The following is a 20,967-nucleotide window of genomic DNA, read 5'->3' on the forward strand; positions in this document are numbered from 1 at the left end:
CGATGACGACCCTGGGAAAGCCAGGCCACGGAGAGCCGGATGCAGGGAAACTTGCACGTCCGGTTCGGTGAGAGGGATGGAGAAACCCGCGGCAGAAATGCCGCCTGGCGCTCCATCCCTACTCTACCACGCCCTGAACAAGGCGCTCGCCCCGAGCGCCGCGCCAGCACCGATCGTGCTCGTCGATGCCCCTGGTGGGCTGGGCAAGAGCCACATCACCGCCCAGCTTCTTCAGCATCGGAGCGTCACGTGGTTTGGCGAGCGGAACAGACTTCTTGGAGCCGTGGCAGATTACCTGAGCACGCCTCTGCTCGGCGTGGTTCCACTTCCTCCCGCGACAACAACAGCAGCGATGAGCAATGCCGGCATCGAGAAGCGCCCCTCCCGCGAGGACGAGGGCTTCTGCTCCCAGTTCGACAAGCGCATCAAGCCGCTCCAGATGTTCGGCCTCGGGCGTTTCGAGCAACGGATGGGCTGCAAGTTGTGCCCCGACCGTCACACGTGCAAGTACCAGAACTGGCGACCCTCGAAATCTTGGCTCTTCGCCTCGCACGCTCGACTGGGCCTGCGCAACGACGACAAGTATCTCTTCGAGGGCCGCGAGATCGTCGTCATCGACGAGTCGCCTGTCAAAGAAGTCCTTCAGGCGGTCACGCTGGAGCCGTACGAGATCCATCAGATCTTGTCCGCCCTGAAAGCGCCCGACGTGGTCGCCCTCGGCGAGCTCTCGGCCAGGGCATTTACACAGCTCTTCGAGGTCGTCTCCGATCTGCTCAAGGATCCGCCTCCCAACCGTCGCCGGATCGAGCTTCGCGTGCTGCTGCGCGAGCTCGGCTATGTGTTCGTCGACGGTCTTCCCCGAGCAGAAGAACAAATCCGAGCCGCTGCCCGTCTTCTCGCCGGACAGCCAGAAGGTGGCGAGCGCGAAAGGCAGAACAAGGACCTGGACGCTCACGTTTGTCGGATTGATCCGATGAGTACGGCGTACCTGATTCAGAAGCTAGAGTTCATCGGGGGGCAGGGGCTCGGAGCGAAGCTCCACAAACTCGCAGATGCCCTGGCAGCCGACACCGGGGCAAGACCGACCTGTGTTCTCGTCCTGCCGTCAAGCGAGTCGAGGGGCGGGATCATTGCCGGGCAGCGGGTGATTCCTCCGGTCCCGCCACAAGTGCCCATCGTCATCCTGGACGCGACCTGCGATCAACTGCTCTACGCCTACATGTTTCCTGACCGGCCACTCCTGCACGTTCACGTCGAAGCACAACAGACCGCAAAGATCATTCAGACGATCGACTACAGGTATCCGGCCAGCACGCTCGGGGATCCGAACAGCCCATCGATCAACCGGCTGATGGACATCGTCGACAAGTACAAGACGGAGAATCCGGGCCACAAGATCGCCGTGATCGTGCAGAAGCACCTGTTCGCTGCCAAGCCCCACGTGAAGAAGCGGATCCTCGAGAGCGTCAAGGAAGAGGACGTGACTTACTTCTGGTCGAACCGCGGCGAGAATAGCCTGAAGGACTACGACGCGCTCTTCGTCCTCGGCGCCCCCGAACTACACCCGCTGGAGATCGAGGCAAGGGCGAGGGCCTACATCTCGACGGAGCCGCTTGCCTCCTGGGAGGAGCCATTCGACTACCGGCTCGTTCCTTCACCGAACCAGGACTCCTCGGACGGTTACATCGTGGCCGACGATGGCACACGTCTCATCGAACGCAGGTTCCGTCGAGGACCTTTCTCGGTCTTCTGGGCGTTCCACCAGGCCGAGTACGCCCAGTCGATGCTCCGCCTCCGGCCCTACGATCCGTACAAGAAGAAGACGATCTACTTCTTCTCGAACGTCGACATCCCCTACTTCGTCATCGACCGGAAGACGGAGGACGAACTGCTTGGGCGAAAGCCCGAGCTTCTTCTCCGAGCCCGTGATGCGTTGATGAACGAGCGTGCCGCTGGACGGCAGGGGATCATCACGCAGAAGGATCTCGCGGACCTGCTCGGGGTCAGCAAGGTCGCGATCACGAAGGCGAAGAAGAAGTATGGGCGGACCGGTCTCTGGCGAGAGATCGAGGTTCTTCTCGGCCACAGCCTGAACGCTACAGCAGGATCGGCTGGAGCCTCGGGCCCTTCTTCTTGAGCGCATGATGTCGCTCAGGTTGGAGGACGGTCGGGAAAAAAAAGAACCAATGTCCCTGCCGCAGCCTGACGGCTGCGGAGGGACTCGTGCTCTCCCCGTCGAGCCGGTTAACCGGTGCCCTCCCAATCTATAGTGGGGGAGGTTAACCGGCCTGAACGCCGGTGGAAGGATGGAGGGCCTCCAGCCGGAGGCTGCGAGGTCCGTGGGTCTTTTTTTTCTCGCGGCCAGGTCTCAACTATCGCCGAACACGAAGTCTCACGGGACAAGACCGTCGCAGAAGAACGCGGTTCTACTCGCACATTCGCATGTCGAATTCTTCTTGCACCAGCAATCGTTCCTCTTATGCTTCGCCATCCTGACCCGAGGCTGTAAATGAACATCACGGTCACGACAAACTTCGATGGCGGATTCGATGACGAGGAGATCGAGTGGCTCCGGCGTCAAGGGAAGGAGGAGCCTTCGGAGGACGAGGACATCTCTTCGGCGGAGAGGAACGAACTTTTCATGAGAGGGATCCTGGCCTTTGCTCCCACGGCCACGGCTGCAAGGGGAAAGGCTGCGATACGCCGAACACGAAAGCTTCGCGTCCTCGAGGCGCGGCGGATATCGAGGCGCCTCGCAGTCGCTCGCGCTCGGCGCTGCTTCGCTCGCGTCCAGGCGCGACCGCGAGCGACGAGAAGAACAAGAACACACCGGACGTCGACGATACCGAAAGCCGCCAGCGACGGCGGCCCAGGCCCAGCTTCAACGCAGCCATTCCCGCTGGCCGGTACACCTCGAGCAGGGGAGGTGAGCCATGGCCGGTGAACGACGCCAGCGCCCCGGAAGAAGCCAGTCGGGGACAACCCACCCGGACCGGGCACACGCCGAATCTGCGAGCGATCGATCTGCTTCGACCAGCAGCACCCCCGATGGGCCCCTGCCCATACTGCTCACGCCCGACGAGGTTGCCGCTCTCCTGCGCACCACGCGGAAGGCGGTTTACGCCATGGCTGAGCGAGGCACTCTTCCCGGCGTCGTTCGCCTGGGCCGTCGCGTGCTGTTCCATCGCGACAACCTGCTAAGCTGGCTCGACGGAAGACGAGCGCCATCGCCGGGAAGGACCCGACGATGACGGTCAAAGTTCGCCCGTACAAGCGGTCGCAACGAGAAGGCTGGGAAGTGGATATCTGCGTCAATCTGCCGAACGGAGAGGAGGTGCGCGAGCGCCGCCGAGCACCCGTGGCGACGAAGTCGCAGGCCCAGCGCTGGGGGGAGCGGAGGGAACACGAACTCCTGCGCGAGGCCCTCTCCCGCCCTGCAGAAGAACCCAAGAAGAAGGAGGTGCCCACGCTCACGGAGTTCGCCCCGCGGTTCATCGAGAGCTACGCGGAGGCGAACCGGCAGAAGCCGAGCGGGATCGACGCGAAGAAGAGGATCCTGCGGCTGTACCTCGAGCCCGACTTCGGCTCGAAGAAGCTCGACCAGATCAAGACGGAGGATGTCCAGCGGTTCAAGGCGCGGCTGGGTCACCGCTCGGCCAAGACGGTGAACAACATCCTGTCCGTCCTGGGGAAGCTGCTCCGCGTGGCGGTGTCGTGGGAGGTCATCCACGCGATGCCGTGCCGGATCGAGCTGCTCAAGGCGCCCAAGCCCGAGAAGTCCTTCCTCGACTTCGATGACCTCGACCGGCTGGTCGAGGGCGCGACGATGGTCGGCTGGGGAGCGCACCTCCTGGTGCTCCTGGGTGCGGACGCCGGGCTCCGCCGGGGCGAGATGATCTCGCTCCGCTGGAACGACGTGGACTTCGTTCGCCGCGAGCTCCACATCCGGCGCGCGGACTGGAAGGGCATCGAGTCCACCCCGAAGGGCGGGCGCGGCCGCACCGTGGATCTCACGAAGCGGCTCCTCGCAACCCTCAAGGCGTACCGCCACCTCCGGAGCGAGCGCGTGCTCTGCGAGGACGACGGCAAGCCGATCACGGGGAAGACGATCGCCCGCTGGATGCGGCAGGCGACGCGGCGGGCCGGGCTCGCCGTGCTCGAGGGGCCGCACATCCTCCGCCACACGTTCTGCTCGCACCTCGCCATGCGCGGGGCGACCGTGATGGCGATCAAGGAGCTCGCCGGCCACCGCGATGTCTCGACGACGATGGGCTACATGCACCTGTCGCCGAGCGCCAAGCGGGGCGCCATCGAGCTGCTCGACGGGCCGGCTCCCTCGCCAGTCCGTGGAGAAATACTGGAACAGCCGGGGGTGGGGACCAAAAAGTCCAGCCGTTCCGGCTAGTTAGGTGGTGGGTCGACAGGGACTCGAACCCTGGACCTACGGGTTAAAAGCCCGCAGCTCTACCGACTGAGCTATCGACCCTGGATGTCCCGGCGAGAGTCTCCCTCCGGTGCATCGCGGCCGGCACCCTAGCACGATCCGGCCCGTCTGCGACAAGCGGGAAACGATCCTTCCCTCCGTCCACCCTCTCCCGCCTCCGCCTCTACTCTCACGCACGTCGCCATGCTCACCTCCGCGCCTTGCCTCCGTATCCGTTCCCTCGCCTTCCCGACGCAGCCGCGCTAAGAGGCGGTCCACCATGTCCGAGCGCCGGGAAACGTCGGAGTCCTTCGGGGCCCTGTTCGAGCAAGCGGGCGGTGGTCGCCAGGAGCGACGCCGCTTTCATGTGGGCGACAAGCTCGACGTGACCATCGTCGTCGTCGCCCAGAACGCCGTCTTCGCCGACCTCGGCGGCAAGCAGGAGGGCTACTTCGAACGGATCGACCTCACCGATCCCGACGGCAAGCTGCTCGTCGCCGTCGGCAACAAGGTCAGCGCCACCGTCGCCGCCATCGATCGCGGCACCGGCCAGGTCCGCTTGAGCCCCCTCTTCATCCGCAACGCCGAAGGAGAGGCGCTCACCACCTCCATCGGCCTCGGCGCCAAGGGCCAGGCCCCCGTCCTCGTCGAGGGCGCGCGCGTCAAGGGCAGCGTCACCGGCGTCGAGCGCTACGGCGTGTTCGTGCAGATCGCAGGCACCCAGGGCCGCAGCGGCCGCGGGCTCATCCCCACCGTGGAGACCGGCACGCCGCGCGGCGCGGACCTGAAGAAGCACTTCACCGTCGGCCAGGAGGTCGAGGCAAAGATCGTGAACATCGATCAGGAGGGCAAGATCCGCCTGTCGGTCACCGCGGTCGCGCGCGACGAGGAGCGCAGCTCGTTCGAGAAGTTCAAGGACGGAGGCAGCGCCGAGGCGGCTGAAACCGGGACGGACAAACCCAAGGCCGACGGCAAGAAGGCCCCGCAAGGCGCCGCGAAGAAGCCCGAGCCGCGCGGGTTCGGCACGCTCGGCGATCTGCTCTCGAAGAAGAAGAAGTGACCCACGGAGCATCCGTGCGCATCGCATGCGTGCGCGTGGGCGGCGCAGACGTGCCGCTGCCGGCGTACCAGTCCGCAGGCGCCGTGGGCCTCGATCTGTGCGCCGCCGTGGTCGAGGACGTCTCGATCGGTCCCGGCGAGCGCAAGCTCGTGCCGACAGGCGTGCGTGTCGCCATTCCGGAAGGGTACGAGGGGCAGGTGCGGCCTCGCTCGGGGCTCGCGTTGAAGCACGGGATCACGGTGCTGAACGCGCCGGGGACGATCGATCCAGACTACCGCGGCGAGCTGATGGTACTGCTCGTGAACCACAGCGACGTGCCGTTCGTCGTGCGGCGCGGGGAGCGGATCGCGCAGCTCGTAATCTGTCCCGTGGCGCGCGCCGAGCTCGTCGTCATGGAGTCGCTCGACGAGACGGCGCGAGGCCAAGGCGGGTACGGTTCGACGGGGCGGTGAGACTTGTTCCCTGAGCATGGGTCTCATCGCGAGGCGTCGCGCCGGGGCGCTGCCCCGGGCCCCGCGGGGGCTGTTCGCCCCTCGACCCGAACCAGGGCAAGCCCTGGACCATTTGTGGAAGAACTGCGCGATGCGCAGTTCTTCCAACAGGCCGGTGGGACAGCGTTGCCAGTCGAAATGGCAGCGCGGCTGTCTTGGTTGGCAGGGTCGTCGTTGGTCTTGACTCGGCTGTTCGATGAACTGCGCATCGCGCAGTTCATCGACCCCGGGTCCAGCGCTTGCGCTGGTCCGGGTCCCGGGGCGGACAGCCCCGGGTGGGGCCTGGGGCAAAGCCCCAGCGCAGCGCCTCCCAGATGCGAAGACGGGAGTCTTACGGACGCGGGACGACGGCTTCGAGCCCGCTTCGTGCGCGTAGCGCTTCGAGCGCTTTGTCCGACCAGACGCGGCTCCGGTCGCTGAAGCCGGCCTCGACGGCCTTGCGCAGCATGTCGAGCGCGCGCTCGTAGGCGCCGTCCTGCGCGTGCGCGCGTGCTGCCTCGTAGGCGTCCTCAGCGCTCTTCTGCCGGTCGAAGACGGCCTCCGAGAGCCGCGCCGACCAGTCGAACGCGCGGCCGTCGAAGGCGAGCTTCGCCATCTTGCGCGCGTCGTCCTCGCTCAGCGAGTCGACGATGTCGTAGGCGATTGCCGCGGCGCGGGCGACCTCGCCCTGCTCGAGGAGGATTTGCACGAGCGGACCGACGATCTCCTTGCGATCGTCGCCGGTCGCGCGCGCGGATTCGAGCACGCGCCTTGCGGCGTTGAGCTCGCGCTTGGCGAAGTGAACAGCGCCCACGAGTGCCGGATCGACCTCGCCGAGCTTGCGCGCCTCGGCCACGCGTTGTGCTGCTTCGTCGACGTGATCGCCTGCCAGCGCGACCCAGCCGAGCACCTCGAACGCCTCGCGGCGCGCGCGCGGTGGGAGCGGCTCGCCCGTGCGCTGCTCGTACGAGAAAATTTCTTGGACGAGGTTCCGCGCCCGGCCGAGGTCCTCGTCTGCGACGGCTTGCCGAGCGCGGAGCAGGAGCGACAGCAGCTCGCCCGAGAGCGCGGGCTCCGTGTCCGGCGCCGGTGCGTGCGGCCGCGGATCTTCCTCGGCCTCGCTGGGGCCGAGCATCTGCATGCGCCGCAGGCTCTGGAAGGCGAGCATGCCGAACATCATCGCCAGGAAGATGTTGTGCGTGCGGAGGCCGTAGAGCGCCACGAGGAAGCCCGCCAGCATCGAGAGCCCCGCCACGAGGCGGATGCGCCGCGGACCGAGCGCGTGCTCGAGCACGTGCCCGCCGTCGAGCGGCAGCACGGGCAGCAGGTTGATGAGGCCCCACCGCACGTTCACGTAGATGAAGAGGGTGATCGTGAAGCGCACGAGCGAGGGGACACGCGCGACGACTGCGGCCGACGCGTGGTGGTCGAGCCAGTAATCGAGCGCGAAGAACGGGGCCGCGAAGGCGAACCCGGCCAGGGGGCCGGCCAGGCTGATGAAGATGTGATCGATGCGCCGGAGCGGGAGCACTTGCTGCCAGCGGGTCACGCCGCCCATCAGGAAGAGCGAGATCTCCGGCTGGATGCGGTGCCGCCGGATCGCCAGGGCGTGCCCGAGCTCGTGCATGAGAACGCTCACGAGCACGACGAACGCCCACAGAGCGAGCGGCACGAGCCCGGCGGGGCCGCGCGACAGGTCCACGAAGCTGATGCCGAGCAGCACCGTGCTGAACCAGAAGCTCGCCTGGACCTCGACGTCGATGCCGAACAGCCTGAAATTCATGCCCTCGAATATCCTAGTGCACGCCCGCCCAAGGCGGGCCGATTCTTTGCGGCTCGGACGAAGTGTGCCGTAGAGTGCGGAGCTCTGGGACCTCCGATGCGCTCTTCGAGCTTCGTTCCGCTCCTCGCGCTCACGCTTCTTTCCTTCGTCGGCGGGTGCGCCTCGGCAGCGCCGCCAGAGGCGCAGCCTGCCACGCCGGCCCCTCGCGCGCACGTGCAGGGCGACGACGCAGGGCCTTCTCCGACCTCGACGTCCCCCGCGAAGGCCTCGGGGGAGTCGCTGACGACGGCTCAGGCGGCGGATGCAGGAGCGCCCGCGGCCGCGGATGCGGCGGCATCTGCCGGCTCGGCGAACGAGGTCAAACCCGAGACGGCGTTGCCGATCGAGCCTCGCACCGTCGTCCTGCACATCGGCGACTCGTTCCTCATGGCCGGCTTCTCGCAGGCGCTTCGGCCCAAGATGAAGGCTGTCGGCGCGCTCTACGAGGTCCGCTCCGAGCAGGCTTCGTACACCACGAGCTGGCACCTCAAGCTCGCGAAGCTCGTCGGCGACTACCACCCCGATCTCGTGATCATCAACCTCGGCGCGAACGAGGTGACGTTGACCGATCCCGCCGCGCGCACGGACGCGGTCGAGCGGCTGGTCAAGATCGTCGGAGACAGGCCGTGCGTGTGGGTCTCGCCGCCGCTCTGGCGCAAGGACACGGGCATCATCGAGATCTTCCGCAAGCACACCTCGCCTTGTCGCTTCTTCGACTCGGACGCGGTCGCCGGCCCGATCTCGCGGCAAGCCGACGGCATCCACCCCGATGCCCCCGGCGGCGCTGCGTGGGCCGACGCGTTCTTCCGCTGGCTGCTCGCCGAGCGCGCGCCCGCGCCCAAGGACGGCGAGGCGCTGCCCAAGGGATCCGGCCGCCACGCCGTGAACCCGTGGCGCCTGCGTCCGGAAAAAAACACCGGAAGCCCGAGCCCGAGCCCGCAGAAGACCGCGCAGACGCAGCCCTAGCGGGGAGGTCTAGCGGCTCATCGCCTCGACGATCGCGTCGTGCACCGCGGCCGTGAGCTCCTTGCGGCGCTCGTTGCCGTACGCCTTCGGATCGATCGGCGGCAGGATCGTCACGACCACACGTTTGCCCTTGCGCACGATCGTCCCACGCGCGGGCAGCACGTCGCGCGTGCCGTCGATCGCCACCGGCAAGATGCGGTGGCCTGTCTCCAGCGCGAGGTGAAACCCTCCGCTCTTGAACGTCCCCACGATCCCCGTCGGACTGCGTGTCCCCTCGGGCGCGATCCAGAGCAGCGAGCCCTCCTCCAGCATGCTGCTCGATGTGCGCAGCGCGTCGACGGCCTGCGCGCGGTTGCCGCGCTCGACGCGGACGAACCCCGCGGCCTTCATCGCGTGACCCCAGACCGGCACGTCGAAGAGCTCCGCCTTCGCCACCATGCGCAGCCTTCGATCCGGGATCGCGCGGTAGAGCGCCGGGATGTCGTAGAGGCTCTGGTGGTTCGACATCACGATGAACGTCTCGCGGCCGTCGCCGAGATGCTCGCGACCACGCACGACGAGACTGATCTCCGCGTCCGCGAAGAGCTTGCGCGACCACCACGCGAGCCGCTCGTCGCACGTCTCGGCGTCGAGACGACCCATCGCCGCGTCGACCACCGTGGGCACGCTGATGCGCGCCGTGTCGAGGATGCCCTTGGCCGTCTCCGCGAGCGTCACCGCCCCCTCCGCTTCTTCTTCGCGTCGGGGAAACGCGCGTTGCACGTGTCGATGCACTCCTTGTCGGTGCAGGCCTTGATGCACTCGTCGATGTTCTTCGCGTTCTGGTCCGTCGGGTCCTTCTCCTCGGCCGGCTTCGGATCGAGCGTCTTGCAGAGGTTGTCGGCGCAGTACGAGCCCGCGGCGCAGTCCGTGTCGTAGAGGCACTGCACGCAGCGGAGGTTCCAGCAGATGCCGGCCTCGGTTCCGGCGTCACGCGCGGTGCAGTCGGCGTTCGACTCGCACGTGGCGAAGCGGCCTTCTTCGAGGCTCCCGGGCAGGCTGCCGGCGCAGGCGGAGACGAGCGCCGCGGCGAGCGCGATGGGCAAAGGAAGGACGAGGAGAGCGCGGGCGAAGATCGAAGTACGTGCGTTCATGGGCCTCCGGAGGCGCCGAGCAAGGTGATCACGAGGCGCCTCGTGTGCGGGCTCGTTCGGTGCTCCCAGACGTAGATGGCTTGCCAGGTGCCGAGCGCGAGCTTGCCCGCGGTGACGGGGATCGTGAGGCTCGTGCTCGTGATGGCCGCGCGGATGTGCGCGGGCATGTCGTCGGGGCCTTCGGCGTCGTGCTCGTAGCCGGCGCCGTCGGGCGCGACGCGCGCCATCCAGCGATCGAGATCGCGCAGCACGGCCGGATCGGCGTTCTCCTGCACGACCAGGCTCGCCGAGGTGTGCTGAAGGAAGAGCGAGCACAGGCCGATCGTGACGCCCGCGTCGTCGAGCACGGCCGCGACCGCGCTCGTGACGTCGTAGAGACCCCGCCCGCGGGTGCGGATGTCGAGGGTCTTCTGGTGGACGCTCTCCCTCATCGGCACGTTGCCCCCCGTACGTGGCTCCTACCGTGTCCGATGGTCGGGGTTCTCTGCAACTACGAAGATGAGGGGAGGTCGACGTCGACCACGATGCCGAGGGCCGTCCACTGCTGAAACCAGCGCCCGACGCTCGCCGCCACGTGGGCCTGCCGATCCTCGGGCAAGGGCTCGGCGAGGCGGCCCAGCGCAGGCACGAGCGGCACGCCCTCCGCGAGGAGGTCGAGCAGCGTGGAGGCTTCGGGCTCGAGCTCCTCGAAGTGCGTGACGAGCTCGCGGTTGCGGTAGAGCGCGATGTGCGCGGGCGAGGGCGTGTCGGGGAAGACGGCCGGTTCGCCCGAGACGAGCCACGCCTTGCGGAGGCGGTGCACGGGGTAGGCGAACGAGAGCCGGCGCATCGCGGGGTGCAGCACGATCCGCGCGCGCTCCCAGGCGTCCTCGGGCAGGCTTGCGAGCTTTTGTGGATCGAGCGGCGGCGCGTCGGGCCCGGTGCGCACCTCGAGGAGCGCGATCTCGTAGCGCGATAGATCCGCGGCGAACGTGCGCTCGGCTTGCGTTTCGAGCCCGGACCAGGTCGCGACGAAGCCCGGCACGGGCTCGATGAGCTTCTCGAACGCGGCGTGCGCGGGAGGATGGGCGCCGAGGAAGTCGCGGCAGAACGTGTTCCACTTGTCCTCGCCGAGCAGGCGCGCGAGAGCCGGAAAATCGTCGTGCAGGATCTCGCGGTGGCGGAGCCAGAACTGGCGCCGGTAGATGTCGACCTGCGCGGCCGGCGTGAGGCGACCGTTTCCCGTGACGAACCGCGCGGCGGTCTCGGCGAGGGCCGGATCCTCGGGGATCGGCGCATGGCCGGGGATCACGCTCGCGAGGAACGCTTGCACCGAGGCGAGATCACTTCGCATGGGACAGGGCCTCCTCCCGGACGACGCGCGCCCTCTCGGCCTCGGCGAGCAGCATGGCGAGCGGGGGGATGTCCTCGTCCCACTCGATCAGCGTGGAGACGGGACCGACGCGGCGGATCGCGCGGCGGTAGAGGTCCCAGACCGGATCGATCACCGGCCCCGAGTGCGTGTCGATGATGTAGTCGCCGTAGTTCGTGTGGCCGGCGAGGTGGATCTGCACGACGCGCTCGGCCGGGACGGCGTCGACGTACACGCGCGGGTCGAAGCCGTGGTTTTGCGACGAGACGTAGATGTTGTTGACGTCGAGCAAGATGCCGCAGTTGGCCTCCTCGACGACGGCGGTGAGAAAGTCCCACTCGGTCATGTCGCTCGACGTGTACGTCAGGTAGCTCGACACGTTCTCCAGGACGAGCGGCACCTCCAGCGTGTCCTGGACGATGCGGGCGCGGGCGGCCACGTGGCGGATGACCTCCGTGGTGTAGGGCAGGGGCAGGAGGTCGTGCGTGTTCAGCGTGGCGGTGCCGGTCCAGCAGAGGTGATCACTCACCCACGGAGATTTCGTCCGGCGGAGCAGCGTCCGGAGATCACGGAGGAACTCGAAATCGAGCGGTGTCGTGCCGCCGATCGAGAGCGTGACGCCGTGCTGGATCACGGGGTAGTGGGCGAGGGCGCGGTCGAGGTTCGCGAGCGGCACGCCGCCGGGGACGAGGAAGTTCTCGCTGATGATCTCGAACCAGTCGACCTTGGGACGGGTCTCGAAGATCTCCTCGTAGTGCGGCAGTCGCAGGCCCACGCCGATCCCGAGGTCGGGGAGGCCGAGGCGCATGCGGTCGGGTGCGGTCATCGCGGTGTCTCCGAAGAAGCGGTGTAAAAACGAAGGGCCGCGCGCGCCACCTTGCTTGAGGTGGAAGCGGCGGCCCTTCGGGCTCAAGCGGCGCGGGGGGCCGCTCGAATCACTTCGGCGCGTCGGCCGGAGCGGGGGCGGCGCCGTCGGCAGGCGCGGCTTCGCCTTCCTTCTTGCCGCTGCAGGCGCCGGCCTTGCAGGAGTGCGCCGCGCCGTCGGCCTTCTGGCCGCTGCACGACGCCTGCGCGCCCGCCTCGGCGCCCGCCTTGCTGTCGGCGTTCTCGGGCTGCGCCTGGCTGCCGCCACACGCCGCGAGGCCCGCGATCATCCCGCCCACCGCAAGCGACGCCATCATCTTGTTCATGTTCATGGTCAATCTCCGTTCCAAGCGTTTCTTTTTCTGGGTCGGCACCCCGAGGAAGTCGCGACTTCGAGCGCTTCGTGCGAAACCTCCCCCCGCCATGATCGTTTCCCCCCGGGGTGTCGGGGTTTCCCACCTACGTGCATGCCCGTCCTCCGGATCCGGATTGCCGAGCAGCACCCTCGGGAGCCATGTTGGTAGCCCGATGGGAAGGGGCGAAGCAAGGAAAAGCGCCGGATGGCAAGGGGCGATGCAGGTCCACATCGCAACCCTCGTCGTCCTCGGCGCGATCTTCACCTCGGGATGCGTCGCGTCGCGGTTCGACGCGCGATTTCTGCCGACGGACGACGTCGCGCAGGAGCTCGTGTCGATGACGCCGGGGCTCGGCGCGGAAGCGCGCGCGACGTTTCGGGACGTGCTCGCGACGACCCTCGCGGAGGACGCGTACACCTGTTCGCCGTCGCCGCGGGAGGTCTTTTTTGGCGACGTGGAGGAAGGCGAGCGCACGATCCGCGGGGCGATGCCGCATTATCGTTTGTTTTTCGGGCCGATGCATTACCACGTGCGGCGGCTGGGGCCGCGCGGGGGCGCGCCAGGGCGCTGGGAGGTGTCTGCGACGTTCGCCGTGGTGCTGCCGCGCGAGGGCGGGACGCTGGAGCTCGCGGATTGCGAAGGGAAAGAGCGGTACGAGGGCGAGGTCGTGTGCCGGGGCGTGCCGTTTTCCCGATCGAATACGACGGAGGCGTGTCCCAAATCGGGGGAGTTCCGGGCGCCGGCGACGCGTCGCAACATGGAGGCGCTGCTCGCGCGCTGGTCCGAGGAGGCGGAGAGGTACTGGAATCGGGACGCCGATCGATATGGATTGCCGGTGCGGTACGATTTTACATTCTTGCCGCACGACCAGGCGGCGCGGGAGGGCGTGCCGGTCGATCTCACGTTGCCGCTGTCGACGACGTGCGGGCGGACGCCGTATTTCTGGTCCATGCGGAGCGGCTGGTCGCTGCCAGTGATCGCGCACGAGGCGGGGCATTTGCTGGGGCTCATGGACGAGTACGAGGCGCTCTCGGGGATCGTGCCGTTCTACCCGAAGAAGCCGTTCCCCGGCGCGCACACGAGCCGGATGGGTTTGTCGATGAAGGAAGACACGATCCTCTATCCGATGCACCACTGGATCGTGGTCCGACGTTACCTCTGCCCGGAGCCCTCGGGTCGTGATCCGTGGGGGCATGCATTTCAATGAACCGTCTGGTCCGAATTGCCCTGCTCGGCTCGATCCTCCTCTCGGCTTGCGACGACGAAAAGCCCGGAGACGCGCCTGCTTCCGCTTCCGCTGCCGCGCCCGCCTCCGCTGCCGCGCCCGCTTCCGCCTCCGCCTCCGCGCCCGCCTCGGCTCCCGTTGTGCTTCCCGAGCGGCCCGACGATTTTGCGCTCGTCGAGCCGGCGACGCCCACGTGTCCGCCGGACATGGTGCGCGTGAACAAGAGTTATTGCGTCGATCGGTACGAGGCGAGCCTGGTCGACGCGGAGACGGGGCAGGATCTTTCCCCTTATTACGTGCCCGCCCGCAAGCAGGCGCTCTCGATCCAGAAATTGTGGGAGCAGGAGCGCCTCGCCGTCGGGCCCGTCGAGGCGCGCACGATCGAGCTGCCGCCGCTGCCGCCGTGGCAATCGCAGCGCAACTTCGAGCCGAAGGCGGTCTCGAAGAAGAGCCGCATCCCCCAGGGCTACCTCACGGGGCCGCTCGCCGCGCTCGCTTGCAAGAACGCGGGCAAGCGCCTTTGCTCGCTCGCGGAGTGGCAGACGGCTTGCCGGGGCGAGGACGATCGCGACTTCCCTTATGGCGACACGTACGAACCGGGCAAATGCAACATCTTCCGCGAGGCGCACCCCGCGGGGCTCTTGCACGGCAATCCGAGCATCGGTCACAGCGATCCGCGCCTCAACACGGTGAAGGCCGGGGACAAACCGCTCCTCCGCCGGACGGGCGAGACGCGGGCCTGCGTGAGCCGGTGGGAAGGCGACGCGATCGCCGACATGGTCGGCAATATCGACGAGTGGATCGACGACCCGGAGGGGACATTCGTCGGCGGATTTTACGCGCGTTCGAAAAAGGACGGTTGTGCCTCTATGGTGCGGGCCCATCCGTTCGATTACTTCGATTATTCGACCGGCGTTCGATGTTGCAAGGATCTTTAGCGCGGGAGCTTTCATGATGAACGGGAAGGTGGCGGCGGCGGTACTCGCCATGGGGGTTGTCGGGGCGGGTTGCGGGGCGCGGACGGACCTGCCGGAGAGCCGCAGGAGCGAGGAGGTCTGCGCGGCCGTGGGCGAAACGTGCCGCACGTCGGCGGCGTGTTGCGGCGGCGGGCAATGCAACGCGGGCGTGTGCGAGGCCCCGCACTGCACGGCAGGCGAGGCGCCGGTGGTCCTCGTCAGCGGGAAGGAACGGCTCTCCGGCCTGCTCGCCGACGGCGACCACGTGTATTTCACCCATTACGGCACCGACGGCGCTGTGCTGCGCGTGCCCAAGGCCGGTGGGGCGATCGAGACGGTGGTCCCGGCGGCGAGCTGGACCGAGTCCCTCGTCGCGGACGCGAATTCGCTTTATTTCCTGGACGGCGATCGGGTCATGCGCGCCTCGAAGGACGGGAGCGGGGCGAGCCTCGTCGCGGATAACCAGGTGGGCTCAATGTCGATCGCGGTGGACGCGTCGTTCGCATACTGGATCACGCCGGTGGGTCAGGCCGTGCGGCGGGTCTCGAAGTCCGGCGGCACGCCCGAGACCCTGGCCAAGGACGAGGAGCTCACGCCGGACATGGTGCCGCGCATGATCGCGGACGAGAGCAAGCTGTACTGGTCGGCCAGCGGGCTCTGGTCGATGTCGGGCTTTCACGCGACGCCGAAGGAGGGCGGCGCGCTCCTCTTCGTCGAGGGCGCCGCCACCACGCATTTCGTCGTCGATTCGATGTTCCTCTTCTGGATTACAACGAACGCGAGCCCCGTCCGCCTGGTGCGCACCCGGAAGGACGGGAGTGAGGCGAAGACCCTCACGGAGTGGACATTCGTCTCCAACAGCGATCTCGCGGCCGGAATGGCGCAGGACGGGGACTACCTGTACTGGGCCAGGGGCAAGGCGCGGAGCATGAACCGTGTCCCCAAGACCGGGGGCGAGGTGGTGGAGCTCTTCACGTCGCCGGATGCCATCAACCAGCTCACGGTCGATACGTCATGCCTGTACTACATGACCACCCGGGTTGCGAACGAGACCGGCGAGACGACGAGCAGCTTGCTGCGCGCGCCACGATTCCTTCCAGGCGAGTGAGTGAGCGCCCCTGCGGGGATCGAGGCGGTTTTCTTGTCCCGATGTCCGCGCCGCCCGTATGCTGCGCTGCAACATGCGAAGGTACACATTCCTTTTCGGGGTCGCGCTCGTCGCATGCTCCCAGGGGGATCCGGCTTCCTCCTCGTCGAACGCCGATTGCGCGGTCGATCCGGGCGACGGCGTCACGCCCGTGCGCGAGGAGCCCGAGGACGAGCTCACACCGCTCCGTTTGATGCGGCGCGCCAGCATCGCGCTGCTCGGCGTGCCCCCGACCGTCGAGCGAATGCAAGAGCTGCTCACACGGGCGACGCCCGAGGCGCAGTTCGCCTATGTCGACGATTTCATTGACGAGGCCCTCGAAGACCCGCGGTTTTACGACATCACCTTCGAGCACGCGCGCAAGTGGTTCAACATCCCGCTGATCCCGCGCACGGCCGATGCCCCCGAGTATGGCGCCAAGCAGCAGCGCGTGCTGACGGCGTGCAAGCCGGGCACGGCGAACGAGGGCGCGCTTCGTTATTTCCGCGACGAAGTCCCCGAGGACGTGGCGTGCGCCGCCGGCGGCGCGAAGACCACGGTCGAGGCCTGGTGGGCGCCGGGGACGACGGTGACGCTCGTCGGGAGCGCGGCGAACACCACGAACATCGGCCAGATCAAACCGAACGGCTCGCCGGTCGACATCGAATGCAATCAGCGGGCCGAGGGCACGTGCGGATGCGGCAAGAATGCCGTGAGCTGCTGGCACGACCCCGGCACCTATCCCGGCTGGGGCGCGTATCTCCCGGCAAACCCGGACGGCCAGCGGCGCCTGCTCGCCGAGGAGCCGGCGCGCCTGTTCGCGCACATCGTCTGGCACGATCGGCCCGCGACCGACCTCATCCTCTCGGATTATTCCGTCGGCCCGACCGAGGTCCAGGCGGCCCACATCAATCAATCCCTCGCCGGCGGCGGGCTCGACGTGCTCACCGACGAAAGCTGGTGGAACCCGGCGAGTTTCGGCGGCGCGGCCGTGGATCCGCTCCACGAGGCGAATGATCCGAAGGCGTGGCGCGAGTATTCGATCTCCGCGCGAAACGCGTTTTTCCTGAAGGAGCGCGACTACACGTTCGATCCGCGCAAGGATCCGGGCACCTCGAAGGGGTTTCCCTCGGCCGGCATGCTCACCTCGCTCGGCTTCCTCGATACGTATCCGCGTGAGCGCCTGCGCGCGGCGCGCGCGCTCGAGACCCTCGCTTGCGAGCAGCTCTTGCCGCCGGGCGGGGAGATCCCGTTCAACGTGTACGAGACGGATCCCGGCCGCGAAGGGCCTTGCCAGCATTGCCACGCCCGGATCGACACCGCGGCGGCGCATTTCAAGCGGTACGCGAAGGCCCGCCACGCGTTCGAGGGTTGGGGCGCGTTGTACTACATGCCCGGCGTGGGCAACTGGCAATGGGATCCCGCGTGGCGCACGGGCGTATGGCCGTTCGCCGAAGAGCCGTTCGCGCAATGGAACAAGTGGTACCTGCCGGGCTCGTTGCTCACGCCCGCCACCGAGGAGGAGGCGAACGCCAATCCTTACGTGCTGTTCCTCGATTTCCTGCCGCCGGAGTTCACCCTGCTCGGGCAGACCAGCGACGGGACCGTGGGGCCACTCGGGTTCGCCAAGCTCATCGTGGCCGCAGGATCCTTCGATCGGTGCGTGGTGCGGCGCGTGCACGAGCGTATCCTCGGGCGCGACATCGATCCGGCGGCGGAGAACGGCTACCTCGAGACGCTCACGGCCTCGTTCATCGCGAACGGTCGGCTCGTGCGGCCCTTCATCAAGTCCCTCACGCAATCCACGTCATTCCGCAGGGGGCACTGACATGCGAAAACGAATCCTTTTCAAGATCGTCGCCCCCTTCGTCGTCGCCCTCGGGGCCGCGAGCTGCGACGGCGACGAGGGCAACACCTGCGGCGGACCGACGCCCGAGGAGCGGGCGCGAAACCAGGCCGTATTCGACGCGCTCGCCCCGTCCTGCCAGGGATGCCACATCACGGGGGCGCGCGGGTATTTCGCGTCGATCGAGGCGTTCGAATCCCTCGTCGTCTACAACCCGGCGGTGGTCGTCCCGGGCAAACCCGACGGAAGCGAGCTCATTCGCCTCCTCGAAGGGAAGGGGACGGGCGCGTTCAAGCAAATGCCCATCGCGGGGCCGCCGTTCGCCGAGATCGCGGCGAGCGGATCCACGAAGATGACCATGGCCCAGATCCGCGAATGGGTGACGAACCTCGAATCCCGGACCGCCGATCCGCTCCCGTCCATCGAGGCCCGCCGCATCACCCGGCTCTCCGCGGAAGACGTCGGGCGCGCCCTCTACCAGCAGCTCGGCCTGTCGGACGACGATTTTTACATTGCCGCGTCGGCCTTCGACATCCCGCACAAGACGAGCCAGAACGACGACTTGTATCCGTTCACGTCTCCGGACTCGATCCCGGCGCCTTATGAAAACTTGCCCGTCGAGCGTTTCGCCGCGCTCGGGGGCGGCTCGGCGCCGAACCAGATGAAGGCCGACGGCACGGTTTCCCCGAGCTTCCTCGGCATGATCACGCAGCTCGCGCAACGCTGGTGCGGGCTCGCGCTCGACAAGTCGGGCAATACGGCGCTCCTGCCCGCCGGAGCTTCGGTCCAAACGGGCAGCGCCGACGCGGCGAGCGTGAAGTCGGTCATTCGCGCCTGGTACCTGCATTTCCACGCCGTGGACGCGACCGACGCGGACGTCGACCGCGTGTTCTCCACGGTGTTCGTCCCCCTCGAAATGGAGAAGGACGCGCGCAACGCCTACGTGGGCACGTGCTCCTATTTCATTCGCCACCCCGACTGGATCTTCTACTGAGAGGCCCCGATGAAAACGAGCCGCAGAAAACTCCTTCTCGCCGCCCTCGGGGCCTCCCAGCTCGCGCTCCTCGGCCGCTTCGCCGTGCGCAGCGCGTCCGCCGCGCCGCCACCGAACGGCCCCACGAAGCTCCTTTGCATCTGGCTCGACGGCGGATGCAACTGGGAGCATTTCTTCACCCCGCTCACGGGCGCCGGCATCGACAAGTTCATCCAGCCGCCCGACGGCGGCATGCACCCGTTCGGGTATTCCAAGGAGCAGGTGCGGAACTTCGACGGGACGGCCGCGGACCTCGGCTCCACGAACCCGACCCGCAAGCTGCGCGGCCCCGTCGGGTGGAACGACGCGAATCCCGCCGACACGACAGGCTCGAATCCGCTCTCCGGCGGCACGCAGAACTATCGTCCGTGGGGCTATTCGTGGGTCAATCCGAAGTACAAGCTCTATGACCGCACCTGCGTGCTCGTCGGCGCCGATCAGGGCACGGCATCCCACGGGAGCGGGATCGTCGCGAGCATGTGCGGCGTCGCGGGCTCATCGTTCCGCGCGCCAAGCGTGCAGGCCGTGATCGCGAACTACATGGCGGCGCATTTCCCGGACAGACCCGTTCCAAACGCGACGCTCGGCGGCACGTTGCCGGCCGCGTACGACCTGCCCGCGCTCGCCACGCCATATTCACTCACGAGCCTCTCGCTCGTCGAGTCCACAATCTCGGATCGTCGCAACAGCGCATGGGACGGGCTGCGCACGCGAACGGACGTCGAGGGAATGGCATTCGACGGCACACCCACCGGCGAGACGCTGCCGCTCACAATCACGGATCGCGCGGTGCTCGAAGCAATCCGCGAGCGAAAGGGCATTTCGACGAAGGGGACGGACGATCTCTATCGGCAGATCCACGACACGTACGCGGGCGTCAGCAAGACCGTGGCGCGCGACGTGCTCACCGTGCTCGATCAAACGAAGGGGTTCGAATTCCTGGCAGCCGACCCGCTTTATGCGGGCGGGCCCTTCCAGACCGCGTGCATCGGACCCGCCGACGTCTGCGGGAACGTGCTCTCGGGAGGCTCGTTCGACTTCGCATTGCGCCTGCTCAAGTCGAACCTCGTGACCAGCGTGACGCTGCGCGCGTCGAGCATCGGGAATACCGGGTTCGACGTGCATTATTCGGGCGGCGCGCGCGCGCAGACGAGCCACCTGCGTATCGCACTCGAAGCCATCGCCCAGGTGCTCATCGAGATGCAACTCACGCCCGCATCCTCGGGGCAAGGCTCGCTGCTCGACGAGACGCTGGTCTACATCTACAGCGATTTCGGGCGCACATTCGCACGGAGCCCGCAGGACGGGACCGACCATCACCCAGCCACCTGCGGCATCCTGGTCGGCGGGAGCGTGAAGGGAAACCAGATGCTCGGCGGATACGACGAAACAGCGCAAGGCTCGCCCCTCGGCGCCCCCGTCAACATCATCGAGGAGGGCGGCGACAAGGCGACGCGGCCACCAACATCGCAGGACATCGCAGCCACCGTGATCCGCGCCTTCGGCCTCGAACCAGGCAAGGATTTCTTCATCCCCGGCGGCTACGGCGAATTCGAGGGCGCGCTTCTCGTTTGAGGCCGCCTCGCCGGGGCGCTGCCCCGGGCCCCGCGGGGGCTATTCGCCCCTCGACCCGAACCAGGGCAAGCCCTGGACCTCAGGGGGAAGAACTGCGCGATGCGCAGTTCTTCCCACAGGCCGGTGGGACCGCGTTGCCGGTTGAACCGTCAGCGTCGCTGTCTTGGTTGGCAGGGTCGTCGCCGGTCTTGACCCGGCTCGTTCGATGAACTGCGCATCGCGCAGTTCATCGACCCCGAGTCCAGCGCTTGCGCTGGTCCGGGTCCAGGGGCGGATAGCCCCGGGTCGGGTCCGGGGTGAAACCCCGGCGCTACGCTACGCTCACGGCGCCTTCGCCTTCGCAGGCACCGCCTTGGCCGGCGCCTTCGCCGAGGTCGCGGCCGACGCCGATGCGGACGGGCTTGGCTCCGCGGTTGCTGTGCCGTCCTTGCTCTTGCAGGTATAGGCGCCGAACAGGATGTATGCGCGCTGGCACGTCACGGGGTGCGCGCCGCTTGGCGTCTGCATCGTGAATGTGTGCGCGATCGGCGAGCGCTCCCAGAACGTGAATTGGGCCTTGCATGGCTGGGCTTGGCCCTGGCACGCGGCTTCCGAGGCGAGTGCCTCGACCTCCACGCTCACGCCATACACGTTGTAAAGTGCCGCGCCCGTTGCTGCGAGCAGCGCTACTGTGAACAGGAGGCTCGCTGCGGAGCGCAGCCCTGATCCGCTGCCCTCCGATGCGCCCCCACCTCGATCCTCGGATTTTGCCACGGCGCCAC

General features: G+C 67.5%; 20 protein-coding genes and 1 tRNA gene. 12 read left to right on the forward strand and 9 right to left on the reverse strand.

The window, feature by feature from the left end; translation table 11 throughout:
• The 3 genes from KEG57_RS51480 to KEG57_RS51490 form a co-directional block, all read left to right on the forward strand.
• Window positions 1-2,137, forward strand: a 2,137-nt coding sequence (locus KEG57_RS51480; protein WP_272423771.1) for a hypothetical protein, incomplete at its 5' end; no start/stop codon positions are given.
• 796 nt (window positions 2,138-2,933) lie between these two features.
• Window positions 2,934-3,251, forward strand: a complete 318-nt coding sequence (locus KEG57_RS56370) for a helix-turn-helix domain-containing protein (RefSeq protein WP_272423769.1) — start codon at window positions 2,934-2,936, stop codon at window positions 3,249-3,251.
• Window positions 3,248-4,405 carry a tyrosine-type recombinase/integrase gene (locus KEG57_RS51490; protein ID WP_272423767.1) on the forward strand — a complete coding sequence of 386 codons (1,158 nt, stop codon included), beginning with the start codon at window positions 3,248-3,250 and terminating at the stop codon, window positions 4,403-4,405. The genes KEG57_RS56370 and KEG57_RS51490 overlap by 4 nt, the downstream gene beginning before the upstream one ends.
• 5 nt (window positions 4,406-4,410) lie before the next feature.
• On the opposite strand, the gene KEG57_RS51495 is transcribed toward KEG57_RS51490, so the two are convergent.
• A tRNA-Lys gene (locus tag KEG57_RS51495) sits at window positions 4,411-4,486 on the reverse strand.
• Window positions 4,487-4,703: 217 nt separating this feature from the next.
• Here KEG57_RS51495 and KEG57_RS51500 point away from each other — a divergent pair.
• Entirely contained in the window at window positions 4,704-5,483 is a 780-nt protein-coding gene (locus KEG57_RS51500) for a S1 RNA-binding domain-containing protein (RefSeq protein WP_272423765.1), read from the forward strand.
• A 14-nt stretch (window positions 5,484-5,497) separates the two neighbouring features.
• Window positions 5,498-5,935 (forward strand): dUTP diphosphatase, encoded by a 438-nt coding sequence (gene dut, locus KEG57_RS51505; protein ID WP_272423764.1) that lies wholly within the window; start codon window positions 5,498-5,500, stop codon window positions 5,933-5,935.
• A gap of 370 nt (window positions 5,936-6,305) precedes the next feature.
• On the opposite strand, the gene KEG57_RS51510 is transcribed toward dut, so the two are convergent.
• Window positions 6,306-7,736, reverse strand: coding sequence for a site-2 protease family protein (locus KEG57_RS51510; RefSeq protein ID WP_272423763.1), 1,431 nt, complete (start codon window positions 7,734-7,736; stop codon window positions 6,306-6,308).
• 96 nt (window positions 7,737-7,832) lie between these two features.
• On the opposite strand from KEG57_RS51510, the gene KEG57_RS51515 reads away from it, so the two are divergent.
• Window positions 7,833-8,741: an SGNH/GDSL hydrolase family protein gene (locus KEG57_RS51515; protein ID WP_272423761.1), complete on the forward strand. Its 909-nt coding sequence runs from the start codon at window positions 7,833-7,835 to the stop codon at window positions 8,739-8,741.
• Between the two features lie 9 nt (window positions 8,742-8,750).
• Here the strand turns inward: KEG57_RS51515 and KEG57_RS51520 are convergent, their stop codons facing one another.
• From KEG57_RS51520 to KEG57_RS51545, 6 genes are all read right to left on the reverse strand, one after another.
• A complete protein-coding gene (locus KEG57_RS51520) occupies window positions 8,751-9,458 on the reverse strand; it encodes a lysophospholipid acyltransferase family protein (RefSeq protein ID WP_272423760.1) in 708 nt (235 codons plus the stop codon).
• Window positions 9,455-9,874, reverse strand: coding sequence for a hypothetical protein (locus KEG57_RS51525; RefSeq protein ID WP_272423759.1), 420 nt, complete (start codon window positions 9,872-9,874; stop codon window positions 9,455-9,457). Before KEG57_RS51525 ends, KEG57_RS51520 begins: the two co-directional genes overlap by 4 nt.
• A complete protein-coding gene (locus KEG57_RS51530) occupies window positions 9,871-10,305 on the reverse strand; it encodes a secondary thiamine-phosphate synthase enzyme YjbQ (protein ID WP_272423758.1) in 435 nt (144 codons plus the stop codon). Before KEG57_RS51530 ends, KEG57_RS51525 begins: the two co-directional genes overlap by 4 nt.
• Window positions 10,306-10,364: 59 nt before the next feature.
• The gene (locus KEG57_RS51535; RefSeq protein ID WP_272423757.1) at window positions 10,365-11,207 is read right to left on the reverse strand and encodes an HvfC/BufC family peptide modification chaperone; all 843 of its coding nucleotides are present in this window, start codon (window positions 11,205-11,207) and stop codon (window positions 10,365-10,367) included.
• The gene (bufB, locus tag KEG57_RS51540) at window positions 11,197-12,051 is read right to left on the reverse strand and encodes an MNIO family bufferin maturase (protein ID WP_272423756.1); all 855 of its coding nucleotides are present in this window, start codon (window positions 12,049-12,051) and stop codon (window positions 11,197-11,199) included. The genes KEG57_RS51535 and bufB overlap by 11 nt, the downstream gene beginning before the upstream one ends.
• Before the next feature lie 109 nt (window positions 12,052-12,160).
• Window positions 12,161-12,421 (reverse strand): hypothetical protein, encoded by a 261-nt coding sequence (locus tag KEG57_RS51545; protein WP_272423755.1) that lies wholly within the window; start codon window positions 12,419-12,421, stop codon window positions 12,161-12,163.
• 241 nt (window positions 12,422-12,662) lie between these two features.
• On the opposite strand from KEG57_RS51545, the gene KEG57_RS51550 reads away from it, so the two are divergent.
• From KEG57_RS51550 to KEG57_RS51575, 6 genes are all read left to right on the forward strand, one after another.
• Complete coding sequence (locus KEG57_RS51550; RefSeq protein WP_272423754.1) at window positions 12,663-13,652, forward strand: hypothetical protein; 990 nt, start codon at window positions 12,663-12,665, stop codon at window positions 13,650-13,652.
• The gene (locus KEG57_RS51555) at window positions 13,649-14,608 is read left to right on the forward strand and encodes an SUMF1/EgtB/PvdO family nonheme iron enzyme (protein WP_272423753.1); all 960 of its coding nucleotides are present in this window, start codon (window positions 13,649-13,651) and stop codon (window positions 14,606-14,608) included. Before KEG57_RS51550 ends, KEG57_RS51555 begins: the two co-directional genes overlap by 4 nt.
• Window positions 14,609-14,621: 13 nt before the next feature.
• Window positions 14,622-15,734: an EB domain-containing protein gene (locus KEG57_RS51560; RefSeq protein WP_272423752.1), complete on the forward strand. Its 1,113-nt coding sequence runs from the start codon at window positions 14,622-14,624 to the stop codon at window positions 15,732-15,734.
• A 73-nt stretch (window positions 15,735-15,807) separates the two neighbouring features.
• Window positions 15,808-17,580, forward strand: a complete 1,773-nt coding sequence (locus KEG57_RS51565; RefSeq protein WP_272423751.1) for a hypothetical protein — start codon at window positions 15,808-15,810, stop codon at window positions 17,578-17,580.
• 1 nt (window position 17,581) lies between these two features.
• Window positions 17,582-18,592, forward strand: coding sequence for a hypothetical protein (locus KEG57_RS51570; protein ID WP_272423750.1), 1,011 nt, complete (start codon window positions 17,582-17,584; stop codon window positions 18,590-18,592).
• Window positions 18,593-18,601: 9 nt separating this feature from the next.
• Complete coding sequence (locus KEG57_RS51575) at window positions 18,602-20,206, forward strand: DUF1501 domain-containing protein (protein ID WP_272423749.1); 1,605 nt, start codon at window positions 18,602-18,604, stop codon at window positions 20,204-20,206.
• Window positions 20,207-20,527: 321 nt separating this feature from the next.
• Here the strand turns inward: KEG57_RS51575 and KEG57_RS51580 are convergent, their stop codons facing one another.
• Complete coding sequence (locus KEG57_RS51580) at window positions 20,528-20,959, reverse strand: hypothetical protein (protein ID WP_272423748.1); 432 nt, start codon at window positions 20,957-20,959, stop codon at window positions 20,528-20,530.
• Between the last annotated feature and the right edge of the window lie 8 nt (window positions 20,960-20,967).

The organism is Polyangium jinanense (genome assembly GCF_028435365.1).